The organism is Pseudomonas sp. B2M1-30 (genome assembly GCF_025447575.1).
Lineage (GTDB): Bacteria > Pseudomonadota > Gammaproteobacteria > Pseudomonadales > Pseudomonadaceae > Aquipseudomonas > Aquipseudomonas botevensis.
Genome location: NZ_JAOEJT010000005.1, coordinates 384521 through 397503, shown reverse-complemented (window position 1 = coordinate 397503; position 12983 = coordinate 384521). Strand labels below are relative to the sequence as shown.

Annotated in this window: 13 protein-coding genes; 8 read left to right on the top strand and 5 right to left on the bottom strand. The window is 61.4% G+C overall.

Annotation, left to right across the window (positions count from 1 at the left end; all coding sequences use genetic code 11):
• Nucleotides 1-376 precede the first annotated feature (376 nt).
• From rhtA to N8H74_RS13675, 4 genes are all read left to right on the top strand, one after another.
• Complete coding sequence (gene rhtA, locus N8H74_RS13690) at nt 377-1264, top strand: threonine/homoserine exporter RhtA (RefSeq protein ID WP_262148162.1); 888 nt, start codon at nt 377-379, stop codon at nt 1262-1264.
• 168 nt (nt 1265-1432) lie between these two features.
• The gene (locus N8H74_RS13685) at nt 1433-1714 is read left to right on the top strand and encodes a hypothetical protein (RefSeq protein ID WP_217830880.1); all 282 of its coding nucleotides are present in this window, start codon (nt 1433-1435) and stop codon (nt 1712-1714) included.
• Between the two features lie 296 nt (nt 1715-2010).
• Nucleotides 2011-2739 (top strand): SDR family oxidoreductase, encoded by a 729-nt coding sequence (locus N8H74_RS13680; protein WP_262148159.1) that lies wholly within the window; start codon nt 2011-2013, stop codon nt 2737-2739.
• Nucleotides 2740-2774: 35 nt separating this feature from the next.
• The gene (locus tag N8H74_RS13675; protein WP_262148157.1) at nt 2775-3365 is read left to right on the top strand and encodes a 2-hydroxychromene-2-carboxylate isomerase; all 591 of its coding nucleotides are present in this window, start codon (nt 2775-2777) and stop codon (nt 3363-3365) included.
• Here the strand turns inward: N8H74_RS13675 and N8H74_RS13670 are convergent.
• Nucleotides 3362-4360, bottom strand: a complete 999-nt coding sequence (locus N8H74_RS13670; RefSeq protein ID WP_262148155.1) for a zinc-dependent alcohol dehydrogenase family protein — start codon at nt 4358-4360, stop codon at nt 3362-3364. The two genes, N8H74_RS13675 and N8H74_RS13670, sit on opposite strands and share 4 nt — an antisense overlap.
• A gap of 112 nt (nt 4361-4472) precedes the next feature.
• Between N8H74_RS13670 and N8H74_RS13665 the strand changes: the two genes are divergently transcribed.
• Entirely contained in the window at nt 4473-5381 is a 909-nt protein-coding gene (locus N8H74_RS13665; RefSeq protein WP_262148153.1) for a LysR family transcriptional regulator, read from the top strand.
• Here N8H74_RS13665 and N8H74_RS13660 read toward each other — a convergent pair.
• From N8H74_RS13660 to N8H74_RS13645, 4 genes are all read right to left on the bottom strand, one after another.
• The gene (locus N8H74_RS13660) at nt 5374-7182 is read right to left on the bottom strand and encodes an aminopeptidase P family protein (RefSeq protein WP_262148151.1); all 1809 of its coding nucleotides are present in this window, start codon (nt 7180-7182) and stop codon (nt 5374-5376) included. The two genes, N8H74_RS13665 and N8H74_RS13660, sit on opposite strands and share 8 nt — an antisense overlap.
• Before the next feature lie 59 nt (nt 7183-7241).
• On the bottom strand, nt 7242-8408 hold the full coding sequence (locus N8H74_RS13655; protein WP_262148149.1) for an aminotransferase class V-fold PLP-dependent enzyme: 1167 nt from the start codon (nt 8406-8408) through the stop codon (nt 7242-7244).
• Between the two features lie 208 nt (nt 8409-8616).
• Nucleotides 8617-9231, bottom strand: coding sequence for a LysE family translocator (locus N8H74_RS13650; RefSeq protein WP_217830873.1), 615 nt, complete (start codon nt 9229-9231; stop codon nt 8617-8619).
• Between the two features lie 100 nt (nt 9232-9331).
• Complete coding sequence (locus tag N8H74_RS13645; protein ID WP_217830872.1) at nt 9332-9601, bottom strand: hypothetical protein; 270 nt, start codon at nt 9599-9601, stop codon at nt 9332-9334.
• A gap of 389 nt (nt 9602-9990) precedes the next feature.
• Between N8H74_RS13645 and msuE the strand changes: the two genes are divergently transcribed.
• From msuE to N8H74_RS13630, 3 genes are all read left to right on the top strand, one after another.
• The gene (gene msuE / locus N8H74_RS13640; protein WP_217830871.1) at nt 9991-10554 is read left to right on the top strand and encodes an FMN reductase; all 564 of its coding nucleotides are present in this window, start codon (nt 9991-9993) and stop codon (nt 10552-10554) included.
• A 10-nt stretch (nt 10555-10564) separates the two neighbouring features.
• On the top strand, nt 10565-11710 hold the full coding sequence (gene ssuD, locus N8H74_RS13635) for an FMNH2-dependent alkanesulfonate monooxygenase (RefSeq protein WP_217830870.1): 1146 nt from the start codon (nt 10565-10567) through the stop codon (nt 11708-11710).
• A 69-nt stretch (nt 11711-11779) separates the two neighbouring features.
• A complete protein-coding gene (locus N8H74_RS13630; RefSeq protein WP_262148146.1) occupies nt 11780-12967 on the top strand; it encodes an acyl-CoA dehydrogenase family protein in 1188 nt (395 codons plus the stop codon).
• Nucleotides 12968-12983: the final 16 nt, after the last annotated feature.

Here is a 12983-nt window from a genome sequence, read left to right as displayed (position 1 = left end):
CAGCGGGAGGCGAATTCTACAGCGTTACACGCTGCTGTCAACACCTCTTTTTCTCCGCTTTCGATCGAGAAGATCGAACCGTTAAAAGAGCTACACATCACCGCCCTTTCAACGCCTTCCAGGCTTCGATGAACTGAAGCGATCCGCTATCGAAAAACCTTCTAACTCGTTGAATCTCAAGGAGTTTTCCGTTTCGGCTGCGCCGGAAGTGGGGCGAATTATAGACCTCCTGAATCTGCCGTCAACCGTTAATTTCACTTTTCTATCACGACCAGTAAAAAGCCCTCTTCTTTATAGACGCGCCGACAATGAATGCGCAGTATATTGCCCATTCCAAAACACAATCTCTCGACACCCTTTCGGATGACACCGCCCCATGAATGACCAACCCCGCAGCCTTGCCTCAATCCTGTTTCCGGTTGGCCTGCTATTAATAGCCATGGCATCCATTCAGTCTGGAGCGTCCTTGGCCAAAAGCATGTTCCCCGTGGTCGGCGCCCAAGGGACAACAACACTGCGCCTGGTATTTGCCAGTGTGATCATGCTGATATTGCTGCGCCCGTGGCGAGCCAAGCTGACGGCCAAGTCATTACGTACAGTGATCGTCTACGGAATGGCGCTGGGGGGCATGAACTTCCTCTTCTATATGTCACTGCAAACTATCCCGCTCGGGATTGCCGTCGCGCTGGAGTTCACCGGTCCCCTCGCCGTTGCCATTTATTCTTCCCGCCGTGCCATCGACTTTCTCTGGATTGCACTGGCTGCCGTCGGTCTTCTGTTATTGATACCGACAGGAGCAACGACTGCCAGCCTCGACCTCACAGGTGCCAGCTATGCACTGGGCGCTGGAGTTTGCTGGGCACTTTATATTCTGTTCGGCCAGAAGGCCGGTGCCGACAACGGCGTAACGACAGCGGCGCTGGGCGTCATGATCGCGGCGCTCTTCGTTGCGCCCATAGGTATCTTCCATGCCGGCGCAGCGCTGCTGACCCCCGCGTTGATTCCGGTCGCCATTGGCGTCGCCATTCTTTCCACCGCCCTGCCCTACACCCTGGAAATGGTCGCTCTCACTCGCATGCCAACCCGCACCTTCGGCACGTTGATGAGTATCGAGCCGGCAATCGGCGCACTGTCAGGTTTGTTGTTCCTGCAGGAATACCTTTCCTTGTCACAATGGATGGCGATCCTGTGCATTATCCTTGCCTCGGTTGGCGCCACCCTGACCATGAGTGGGGCTGCGAAGCCCGCCATTGCGGCGGATTGAGAAGGGATTTGACGAAGGTCTGGCAATTGGCGTTCATTTAGGCCATGTTTAGCCTCGTAACCCAGTGCCAGGCATGGATTTTTTCGGATAGGGATAGTCAGTACGCCAAAGCGCGAGCGAATACGGGCAGACCCGAGCGTCAGACTCGAGGCCGCCATAAGGACTGTAATGAAACGAATTTTGGTATTGATCGCCATACTGGCAGTCACAGGGTGTGCGGCGACGTCGAAAACCCAAGTGAAGCATGGCAAGAAAGGGCTGCACATCAACTGCTCGGGGCTCTCGTCCTCCTGGGACAAGTGCTACACCAGCGCCGCCAATTCCTGCGCCCCAAAAGGCTATAAGGTCATTGCCAAATCAGGCGATGCCGTGGAAGAACCTGGCGATTATCCGTTCGGTCTGAACCCCGCCGGTTACACCAGTCGCAGCATGATCGTCATCTGCAAGTAGCCCGGCACCGCAACCACTCGCGCCCTCGCTGACGCTCGATATATTGCGACAGAATTGCCCAGGCAAGGCTGTCGCTCTTGAATGTCCTCGCCCAACTTTTCCGAACGCGGAAAATCCATAACGTCTCCTGCCAACGCCTCCGACAATCCCGTCTCCCTTCACAGGCGGACTCCGGCTGCTTCACGACAGGGCTTCAATCGATCACATTCCCGCCACTCCAATCCATTGCCTTGACGCTGGTGAAATCCTGACATAACGTTCGTTCACTTAACGATCATTTACCAAAGGGATTCCCCATGAATAACAAGAAGGTCGTATTGGTTGTTGGTGCTGGCGATGCTACGGGTGGCGCCATCGCCCGGCGCTTTGCCAGGGAGGGATTCATCACCTGCGTCACGCGGCGCAGTGCCGATAAATTGCAGCCGCTGGTCGATGCGATTCAGGCCGACGGCGGGCAAGCCCACGGATTCGCTTGCGATGCCCGCAAGGAAGAAGACGTGGTGGCCCTGATCGAAGACATCGAAACCCGTCTCGGGCCAATTGAAGCGTTCGTCTTCAACATCGGCGCCAACGTGCCTTGCAGCATCCTCGAAGAAACCGCACGCAAGTATTTCAAGATCTGGGAAATGGCCTGCTTCTCCGGTTTTCTCAATGCACGGGAAGTCGCCAAGCGCATGGTCACCCGCAGGCGCGGCACCATCCTGTTCACCGGAGCCACCGCCGGACTGCGCGGCGCTGCCGGTTTCGCCGCTTTTGCCGGCGCCAAGCACGGTATCCGCGCGCTGGCGCAAAGCATGGCCAGAGAGCTTGGCCCGATGAACATCCATGTCGCGCACATCGTGGTAGACGGTGCCATCGATACCGACTTCATCCGCGACAACTTCCCCGACAAGTATGCAACCAAGGATCAGGATGGCATCCTCGACCCGGAGCACATCGCCGAAAACTACTGGTATCTGCACAGCCAGCCACGGGATGCCTGGACCTTCGAGCTGGATCTGCGCCCATGGAACGAACGCTGGTAATGTCCCCCGAATAACAAGAACAGAGTGCTGCACACATGAGCAAAACCGTGGAGTTCTATTTCGACGTCGGCAGCCCGGCCTCTTATCTGGCCTACACCCAACTGCCAAAAATCTGCGCCGACACCGACGCCCGGCTGATCTACATGCCGATGCTGCTCGGTGGGGTGTTCAAAGCTACCGGCAACGCCTCACCGGCGATGATTCCGGCCAAGGGACGCTACATGTTTCAGGATCTCGACCGCTATGCGAAACGCTATGGCGTCCCACTGAAGTTCAACCCGCATTTTCCGATCAATACCCTGATATTGATGCGCGCCATCACCGGCATGCAGTTGCATCATCCGGATCGTTTCCTGGCGTTCACCGACTGCCTGTTCAATGCGCTGTGGGTCGACGGTCGCAGCCTGGACGAACCGGCGACAGTGGCAACGGTGCTGAGCGAGCACGGCTTCAATCCCGATGAAGTACTTGCCCTGAGCAACGATGAAACCGTCAAGACCGCGCTCAAGGAAAACACCGAAACCGCCGTTAAACGCGGCGTTTTCGGTGCTCCGAGCATGTTCATCGATAATCAGTTGTTCTTCGGTCAGGATCGACTCGACTTCGTTGAAGAGGCTCTGCGTTAGATCTCGACAACCACCCGGCCCTGAGCTGCCTTGCTCTTGAGCAGCTCATGGGCCTGCCCGGCGGTTTCCAGCGTGAACCGACGCGGGTCAAGCAGCGGTCGCAAGCGTCCGGCTTCGATCAGGGCCGCCGCCTGACGCAAAATCTCGCCGTGCTGCTCGCAGCCCTTGCCGGTCAACAATGGCAACAACGTAAACACCCCCGAATAGGTCGCCGCCCGAAACGACAACGGCGCCAGGCTGTGTTGCCCCCACCCCAGACAACTGATCACATGCCCGCCGTACAGCCGCGCGGCTTTAAACGAAGCGTCCAGCGTCTCACCCCCGACCGTGTCATAAACGATGTCGAATCCCTCCCCCGCCGTGAACCTGTCGACATAGTCCTCAACTGGCGTCTCCCGATAATCAATGAACGTTGCGCCGCCCGCCTCGATGATCGAGCGCTGCCCGGCAGAGCCTGTCGCAAACACCTGCGCACCGAATGCCTGGGCCAGTTGCACCGCCACCTGTCCAACCCCGCCCGCACCACCTTGAATCAGGACCTTTTGCCCGGCACCGACGCGAGCCCGATCCACCAATCCCTCCCATGCGGTAATCAGCACCAGTGGCAGGCTCGCCGCCGCTCGCATGTCGAGATTGGCAGGCTTACGCGCCAGCAACCGCGCATCGACCACTGCATATTCAGCCAACGAGCCTTGCTTGCCGGCGATTCCGGTCGCCAATGCGTACACCTCATCGCCCGCCCTCCAGCCCTGCATACCTTCACCCAACGCCTCGACCACACCCGCCAGATCCAGCCCCAGCACCGCCGGCAACGGTTGCCGGGCATGGGCGGCCTGCCCCGCGCGGATCTTGATATCCAACGGGTTCACGCCACTGGCCTTGATCCGCACCAGTACCTGACCCGGCCCAGGAACAGGACGTTGAAGAGAAACCAAGCGTAATGGGCCGTCGGGCGTGTCGACCATCAGCGCAAGCATGTTCAGTGAGTCAGTCATTTCGGCAAATCCTGTCAGAGAGAGTGAAGCCATCTTCCTGCAGTCGAACCATGCCGATAAGACGCCGAATAGCTATAGTCCTCATGCTTATCTGGAATGAATGAGGCGCTTCGTGGACACACTCAACGCAATGACAATCTTCGTCCGGGTGGTCGAGCGCGGCAGTTTTTCGGCGGTGGCCCGGGAGCTGCAAACCACCCAGCCGACCATCAGCAAAGTGCTGCGTGCGCTCGAAGCCAGATTGGGTGGGAAGCTGATTGCCCGCAGTACGCGCAAGCTGTCGCTGACTGACGAAGGTCAGCGGTACTACAACGAATGCCGAAATATCCTCGCGGCCGTGGATGCCGCCGAGCTGAGTTTCCAATCCGGCCGGGAGACCGTCGCCGGTTCCCTGCGCATTGGTTCCTCAGTCAGTTTCGGACGCATGCAGATCGCGCCAAGACTGCCGGGATTTCTGGCGCGCTATCCGCAAGTGCAGATCGATCTGCAATTGAGCGACCAGAATCAGGAGTTGGTGAGCGAAGGCCTGGACGTCAGCCTGCGTATCGGCGAGTTGAACGATAGCGGCCTGATTGCCCGGCACATTGGCGTCACCCATCGGATCACGGTCGCCGCACCGGCCTACCTGAAGACCCACGGCCAGCCGCAACAGCCACAGGATCTGCGTCGCCATAACTGCCTGCAATTCAATCTGTTGAACACCCAGAACCTGTGGACGTACGAACGTGACGGACAGGTCGAGGAAGTGCGCATCCAGGGCAACGCACAAAGCAACAATTCCGAGGCGATCCGCGAAATGGTGCTGGGGGGATTGGGTATCGCGCTGTCGCCGGTGTGGCTGTTCAGCGAGGACATAAAGGCGGGACGCGTGATCGCGTTATTGCAGGATTACCAGACGCAATCACTGCCGATACACGCGGTTTCCCCGGCGAACCGTCGTCAGTCCGCCAGGGTCAACGCGTTTGTCGACTACATGACTCAGGCGCTGAACGCAGCGCCCGAGTTGTCGCCGATCAGATAGCGGCCGTGCGGGTGATCAGCCACTCCAGCGCTGCGCCGTCGAGCAACGGGCTCAGGCGTTCGCGCACTTCGGCGTGATAGCCGTTGAACCACACTTTCTCTTCCTGGGTCAGCAGCGACGCTTCCAGGCAGCGAGTGTCGATCGGGCACAGGGTCAGGGTTTCGAACTTGAGGAACTCACCAAACTCGCTGCTGCCGGCCTCGCGGTTCATGGCCAGGTTTTCGATGCGCACACCCCAGCGACCCGGACGATAGGTGCCCGGCTCGATGGACGTGATCATGCCCGGTTGCATCGCGGTTTGCGGTGCAGGTGCCGCCTGATAGGCGATCACTTGCGGACCTTCGTGAACGTTAAGGAAGTAGCCGACGCCGTGGCCGGTGCCATGGCCGTAGTCCACGCTCTCGGCCCAGATCGGCGCACGGGCGATGGCGTCGAGCAGCGGCGACAGAATGCCTTTCGGAAACTGCGCCCGCGACAGCGCGATCACGCCTTTCAATACGCGGGTGCAATCACGTTTCTGTTCCGCCGTCGGCGTGCCGACCGGCACCATCCGGGTGATGTCAGTGGTGCCGCCCAGGTACTGGCCGCCCGAGTCGATCAGCAGCAGACCATCGCCCTCGATGACCGCATGCTCTTCCTCGGTGGCGTGATAGTGCGGCATCGCGCCGTTGGCGTTGAACGCGGCGATGGTGTTGAAACTCAACGACACATAATCCGGACGACGCTCCCGGGCAGCGGTGAGTTTCTCGTCGATGGTCAGCTCGGTGATGCGCTCACGACCCCAGGCCGACTCCAGCCAGGCGAAGAACTCGCAAAGCGCCGCGCCGTCCTGCTCCATCGCCTGACGGATATGCTCGGCGTCGGCCAGGCTCTTTTGCGATTTGGCCAGCGTCGTCGGGTTCAGACCCTCGACCAGTTTCACGTCGCCGTCGAGGTTGTCCAGCAGTCCGCTGGTAACCCGCGCCGGATCCACCAGCAGGCTCGCGCCCGCCGGCACCGCGCGCAGGGCCTCGGCCACTTCGCTGTAATCACGCAGGGTCACGCCGTCCTGTTCCAGCACTGCGCGCAGTTGCGCATCAACCTTGCTCAGAGCGACAAACAGCGTGGCCTGTTGCTGGTTGATCAGGGCGAAGGAAACGAACACCGGGTTGAACGACACATCGCCGCCGCGCAGGTTGAACAGCCAGGCGATGTCGTCGAGGGTGGCGATGAAGTGCCAGTCCGCGCCGCGCTCTTGCAGGGTTTCCCGCAGCTTGGCGAGTTTCTCGCCACGGCTGACGGTGGCCTGGGGCGGCAGGTGTTGATAGATCGGCGCATTCGGCAGGGCCGGGCGATCGCTCCAGACTTCATTCAGCAGGTCGATGTCGGTACGCAGGCGAGCGCCACGCGCTTCGAGCTTGCTGCCCAACGTCCGCGCCGAAGCCACCGCCATCACAGCGCCATCGACGGCCACCACGCCCCCTTCAGGGGTCTGCTCGGCCAGCCAGTCCAGCGGGCTCGGTTGCCCCGGCTGCAGCTTCACCAGTTCGATGCCGCTGCCCTTGAGTTCCTTGGTCGCCTGCTCCCAGTAACGGCTGTCGGCCCAGACCCCGGCGAAATCGGTCGTGACAATCAAAGTACCGACCGAGCCGTGGAAACCCGACAACCATTGCCGTCCCTGCCAGTAACCCGGCAGGTATTCCGACAGGTGCGGGTCGGCGGACGGCACCAACAACGCATGGATGCCTTCGCGGCGCATCAGTTCACGGGTCTGCGCCAGGCGCTGGGGAACCGATCCTTCGGTCAAAGTCTGGGTACTCATCATGTCTCCTGCTAACCACTTCATCGTTATTGTTCGGTGCCGATCACGTTCGGCGCTGTTTATAAGCCTGTCGCCCAGAATGCCGGAGCACTGGCGCAGGCGGTCTTGATCAGTTGCACAGCCTGTTCGATGTCCTCGGCGCTGGTGAAACGACCGAGACTCAGGCGGATGGTGCGCCCCGCCAGGCGTGCGTCATGCCCCAGTGCCAGCAGGACATGGGACGGCGTATTGCTCGCGGAATTGCAGGCCGATGTCGCGGAAAACGCGATGGAATGGCTCAGCGCCGCCGGATTGAATTCACCTTCGCTGAAGGTCAGGCTCAAGGTGTGCGGGATGCGCTGATCGGCGCTGCCATTGAGGCGCACGCCAGGCAGGCTCAGCAGTTGTTCAAGCAACCGCGAACGCAATTCGACGATGCTGTTTTTTTCCTCGTCGAACACCGCTGCCGCCAGGGCAAACGCCGCGCCCATGGCCGCGATCTGATGGGTCGCCAGCGTGCCGGAACGCAAGCCGCCCTCGTGACCGCCACCGTGAATCTGCGCCTGCAAACGCTGCTGCGCGCGCGGGCCGACATACAGTGCGCCGATGCCTTTGGGGCCGTAGAGTTTGTGCGCCGAGAACGACATCAGGTCCACCGGCCATTGCGCCAGGTTGATCGCGACCTTGCCGGCGCCCTGCGCCGCATCGACGTGGAACAGCGCGCCACGGCTGCGCACCACTTCGCCGATGGCCGGGATGTCGTTGACCGTGCCGAGCTCGTTGTTGACCAGCATCAGCGACACCTGGAAGGTGTCATCGCGCATCGCCTCGCTGACCGCCTGCGCGGTGATCAGCCCGTCGGCGTCCGGCACCAGATAGGTCACGGCGGTGCCTGCATCCTGCAATTGCCGGGCGGTATCGAGGATGGCTTTGTGTTCGATCTGGCTGGTGATGATGTGGCCGCCGGACACGCCGCGCGCCTGGGCCACGCCCTTGAGCGCGAGGTTGTTGGATTCGGTGGCGCCGGACGTCCAGACGATCTGCCCGGGCTGTGCGCCGACCAGTTCGGCGACTTGCCGGCGGGCCTGCTCGACCGTTTGCCGGGCCTGCTGGCCGAACGCATGGGCGCTAGAAGCGGGGTTGCCGAAATTACCATCGAACCCCAGACACTCGACCATCACCTGGATGACCCGCTCGTCGACGGGTGTGGTGGCGGCGTAATCGAAATACAGCGGACGTTTGTTCATAAAAAAGACTCGCAGAGCGTGTTCCGGGATCAGGAGGCTCGTGTCTGCAAACGACACAGCGCAGCCTTGTGGGCCGCGCCGGGGTTCGGAGAGCGTCATCAATACCTGATCGGATGCCGTTAAAGAAGTAGGGCTTCATTTAAAAGTGCGTAGGAACGCTCCTGAACGCGACTTTAACAGGCATCGGCCCGGCGGTTGAAGCAATGCGTCAGCTAAAGCTTTCGAGCAGCAACGGATACAGCGAAATCACCAGCAGCGCCGCCATCCCCCAGTTGAACACCCGCAGCCAGCGCCGCTCTTTGAGCACATTGCGCAACAGCGTGCCGCACGCCGCCCAGACGCCGACGCTCGGCAGATTGATGAGGGCGAACACCGCCGCGATCACCACCACGTTGGTGAAATACCCCTGCATCGGCGTGTAGGTACTGATGGCGCCGATGGCCATGATCCACGCCTTGGGATTGACCCACTGGAACGCCGCCGCGCCCAGATAGCTGATCGGTCTGGCCTCGCTTTGCTGACTGTCGCTGACCGGTCCCGAGTGGGCGATTTTCCACGCCAGATACAACAGATACGCCGCGCCGACGTAGCGCAGCACCGTGTAGAGAATCGGGTAAGTCTGGAACACCGCGCCGAGACCGAAACCCACCGCCACCACCAGCACGAAGAAGCCGCAGGTAATGCCGAGCATATGGGGGATGGTGCGGTTAAAGCCGAAGTTCACGCCCGATGCCAGCAACATAGTGTTGTTGGGGCCCGGCGTAATCGAGGTGACAAGGGCAAACAGGGCAAAGCCCAACAGCAGATCGAGCGAGAGGTGCATGGGTGGCGGTCCGTCAGGTCATTCAGGTGTTGACCCTATCGCACACCGCCAGGCAAACCCACGGACAGTTGGGAGAAACTTCGACCGGTACAGTCGCCAGTCAGCTCGGACGACCGTGCAGCTGTACGGCACGTTCAGCGCTCATCTCACCCTGCTTGTCGAAACCGAACGTCTTCTGTGGCTGGCCGAGCAATTCGGCTTTTTTCGCGTGGTATTCCTCGAATGACAAGCCCCGACGATTCAGCGACTCAAGGGCCAGTTCGCGGGTTTCTTCCGCCGTGTAAGGGCGCAATTCGGGGGAAACATGACTCGCACAACCGGCAAGTACGGAAACGGCGAGCATCAGGGAAACAGTCAGTAAACGATTCATGGGGAGCGTCCTGGCGAGCGGTGTTGGTCGATGGAGAAAGGCTACGCCGGGGCACGCGCGGGCAGAAATCAACGCTCTCAATAGTGGCTATCAGGATTGGCGCACACCTGCGCCACATATCTCAAAACGATCTATCAATATCAATTAACAATCTTTTACGGAATAACAGACAGCCTTTATAAAATCCTCATACCGTTCGCAACTGTTGCTCCAGCAACTGTTGCGCTAACAACAGCGATTCAACAAAGCGGCCCGAATATCACAGCCGCGTGGTTGCGCCGAACGCCCAAAGCCCCGGAATGCGGGCCTTCCAGGAATTGGTACAGCGCTTGCTCTGGCCCGGTGACTACTCACTGCTCGCTGAGCAACTGTTGAAAAAGGAACTGCACATGTCGCGTCCATTGAAAGTCGTCGCCCTGTCCGGCGGCACCTGGCGTCCGTCCCGCACCCTGGTGCTGACCCAGGCCCTGCTGAGCGAACTGGCCGGGCACTTGCCGCTCGAGAGCCATCTGATCGAACTCGGCGACATCGCCCGTCCACTCGGCGCCGCCCTCTCCCGTCAGGAGCTGCCGGCAGAAATCGAAGCCGAACTGCAAGCCATCGAACAGGCCGATCTGCTGATCGTCGCGGCTCCGGTGTATCGCGGCTCCTACCCCGGCCTGCTCAAGCACCTGTTCGACCTGATCGACCTCAATGCGCTGATCGACACCCCGGTGCTGCTCGCCGCCACCGGTGGCAGCGAGCGCCATGCGCTGGTGCTCGATCACCAGTTGCGTCCGCTGTTCAGTTTCTTCCAGGCAGTGACCCTGCCGATCGGCGTGTACGCCACCGAAGCCGACTTCGCGGATTACCAGATCACCAGCGAGCCGCTCAAAGCGCGCATCCGTCTGGCCGCCGAGCGCGCCGCGCCACTGTTCGGCACACACATCAAACCTTTGCTGAAAATCGCCTGAGGAGCTGTTCATGGATGTTTTCTGGTTCCTGCCGACCCACGGCGACGGCCACTATCTGGGCACCACACAAGGCGCGCGCCCGGTCACCCTCAACTATCTGAAACAAGTGGCCCAGGCCGCCGACAGCCTTGGCTATCACGGCGTACTGATTCCCACCGGACGCTCCTGCGAAGACTCCTGGGTGATCGCTTCGGCGCTGGTGCCGCTAACCGAACGCCTGCGCTATCTGGTGGCGATCCGTCCGGGGATCATCTCGCCGACCGTTTCGGCGCGGATGGCCGCGACCCTCGATCGTCTGTCCAATGGCCGTCTGCTGATCAACGTCGTGACCGGCGGCGACCCGGACGAAAACCGTGGTGACGGCAGTTTCCTCAGTCACAGCGAGCGCTACGAAGTCACCGACGAATTCCTCAAGATCTGGCGCCGGGTGCTGCAAGGCGAAGCGGTGGATTTCGAGGGCAAACACCTGAAGGTGCAGAACGCCAAGGCGCTGTATCCGCCAGTGCAGAAACCCTACCCGCCGCTGTACTTCGGCGGTTCCTCCGACGCCGCCCATGACCTGGCCGCCGAGCAGGTCGACGTGTACCTGACGTGGGGCGAGCCACCGGCCGCCGTCGCCGAAAAACTGGCCGACGTGCGTGAACGCGCGGCGCGCCATGGACGCAAGGTGAAATTCGGTATCCGCCTGCATGTGATCGTGCGCGAAACCGCCGAAGAAGCCTGGAAAGCGGCGGACAAGCTGATCGAACACATCAGCGACGAAACCATCGAGGCTGCGCAGAAATCCTTCTCGCGCTTCGATTCCGAAGGCCAGCGCCGCATGGCCGCCCTGCACGACGGGCGCCGCGACAACCTGGAAATCGCGCCCAACCTGTGGGCCGGTGTCGGCCTGGTGCGCGGCGGGGCCGGCACGGCGCTGGTCGGTGATCCGCAGCAAGTGGCGGCGCGGATCAAGGAATACGCGGATCTCGGGATCGACAGCTTCATTTTCTCCGGTTATCCGCATCTGGAAGAGGCCTACCGCTTTGCCGAGCTGGTGTTCCCGCTGCTGCCCGAGCCTTACGCAAGCCTGGCCGGACGCGGCGTGACCAACCTGACCGGGCCGTTTGGCGAAATGATTGCCAACGATGTCCTGCCCGCCAAAGCCACGGCCTGACCCGTTCTCCCTGTGGGAGCCGGTTTGCTCCCACCGCCGGAACAGCGTCGACTGCAAAAGGAACACCGCGTGACCGCCAAACCGCAAAGCACCCCGATCTCTCCCTTGCAGACCGCCCGGCAACTGGCCGCCGAGTTTGCCCTGACCGCCGTCGAGCGCGATGAGCGCGGTGGTACGCCGAAAGCCGAGCGTGACGCCCTGCGCGACAGCGGCCTGCTGGCCCTGAGCATTCCCACCCGCTACGGCGGCCTCGGCGCACGCTGGAGCGAAACCCTGGAGATCGTGCGCGAGTTCGCCAAGGTCGACAGCTCGATCGCCCACGTCTTTGGCTTTCATCACCTGATGCTCGCCACCGTGCGCCTGTTTTCCCGTCCCGAACAATGGCAGCCGTGGTTCGAGCAGACCGCGCGGCAGAACTGGTTCTGGGGCAACGCCCTCAATCCGCTGGACACCCGCACCGTGGTCAAGGACCTGGGCGGCTGGCGCGAGTTCTCCGGCAAGAAAAGCTTCTGCTCCGGCGCCAGCGACTCGCAGATGCTGATCGCCTCGGCGGTGGACGAAAGCAACGGCGGCAAACTGTTGATCGCCGCGATCCCCAGCGGACGCAGCGGCATCACGCTGCACAACGACTGGAACAACATCGGCCAGCGCCAGACCGACAGCGGCAGCGCCACGTTCGAACGGGTGCGTGTCGAAGAGTCGGAGCTGCTGCTCGATCCGGGTCCGCTGAGCACCCCGTTCGCCTGTTTGCGGCCGTTGATCGCGCAACTGACCTTCACTCACATGTTTCTCGGGATCGCCGAAGGCGCCTTCGAAGAGGCACGGCAATACACCCTCGGTGAAACCCGTGTGTGGCACAAATCCTCGGCCCGGGACGTGCGCGAAGACCCGTATGTGCTGGCCCACTACGGCGACTTCTGGGTTGCGCTGGAAGGCATTCGCCTGCTGGTTGAGCGCGCCGCCGGGCTGCTCGATGAGGCCTGGGCCAAAGGCCCGAACCTCAGCGCCCAGGAGCGCGGGCACCTGGCCACGGCAATCGCCACGGCCAAGGTCGCGGCCAGTCGTCAGGGCCTGGAATTGTGCAGCCGGCTGTTCGACGTCACCGGCGCCCGCGCGACCCACGCGTCCCTGCGCCTGGACCGGCACTGGCGCAACCTGCGCACGCAAACCCTGCACGACCCGCTGGATTACAAACTCCATGAGCTGGGCGACTGGGCGCTGAATCAGTCCCTGCCCGTACCGACGTTCTATTCCTGATTTCCTTTCGTGGAGC